Origin of the sequence: Halomicronema sp. CCY15110 (assembly GCF_016888165.1) — a bacterium.
Classification (GTDB): domain Bacteria; phylum Cyanobacteriota; class Cyanobacteriia; order Phormidesmidales; family Phormidesmidaceae; genus Halomicronema.
The window spans coordinates 1-332 of the sequence record NZ_JACSWC010000017.1 but is presented as its reverse complement, the minus strand read 5'-3'; the positions used below and the strand labels follow the sequence as shown (position 1 = coordinate 332).

Here is a 332-nt window from a genome sequence, read left to right as displayed (position 1 = left end):
TTCATTGCCCTGGCGGAAGAACTGCACTTTGGCCGCGCCGCCCAGCGCTGCGGTATCTCGCAACCGGCCATCAGCCGTCTGCTCAACGAGCTAGAGGCCGATATACACGTAAAGCTGCTGCACCGTACCTCCCGCGAGGTGTCATTGACGAGGGCTGGACAGGGGTTCCTCGACTCGGCCCGCAAGGCGGTAGCCTACGCCGATATGGCCGTGCAGGCAGCCTAGGCGGGGACGGTAGACGGCACCGATTCGCTGACCGTGGGAAAGCTGATTGCCGAGTTCAAACGCGCTCACCCAGAAACCCGGGTGGCCCTGCGGCGCATGGACGAGCG

Annotated in this window: 1 protein-coding gene; it reads left to right on the top strand. The window is 64.5% G+C overall.

What is annotated here, in order from left to right; genetic code table 11:
* The coding region (locus JUK32_RS00090) for a LysR family transcriptional regulator (RefSeq protein WP_204136842.1) at positions 1-225 on the top strand (225 nt) is incomplete at its 5' end.
* Between the last annotated feature and the right edge of the window lie 107 nt (positions 226-332).